This window comes from Trinickia terrae (assembly GCF_005144415.1).
Classification (GTDB): Bacteria; Pseudomonadota; Gammaproteobacteria; order Burkholderiales; family Burkholderiaceae; genus Trinickia_A; species Trinickia_A terrae.
Genome location: NZ_SWJE01000071.1, coordinates 1 through 261, shown reverse-complemented (window position 1 = coordinate 261; position 261 = coordinate 1). Strand labels below are relative to the sequence as shown.

At 66.3% G+C, this 261-nt stretch carries 1 protein-coding gene; it reads right to left on the bottom strand.

Features of this window, described 5'->3' with window-relative positions:
• A partial coding sequence (locus FAZ69_RS33115) for an alcohol dehydrogenase catalytic domain-containing protein (RefSeq protein WP_169708850.1) occupies positions 1-261 on the bottom strand: 261 nt, incomplete at both ends.

Here is a 261-nt window from a genome sequence, read left to right as displayed (position 1 = left end):
GCGAGGTCGCATCGGGCATCAGGCCGCGGCCTTGCGTCGCGCGGATCTTCTGGCACAGGTTCGTCTTGCGCGACAGGCAGAACTTGCACTCGCGGCACTCCGGCGTGTAAAGCGGAATCACGTGATCGCCTTTCCTCAACGTGCCCACGCCCGGGCCCACGTCCACCACCACGCCCGCGCCTTCATGCCCGAGGATCGCCGGGAAAATCCCTTCCGGGTCCGCGCCCGAAAGCGTGTAGTAGTCGGTGTGGCAGATGCCTG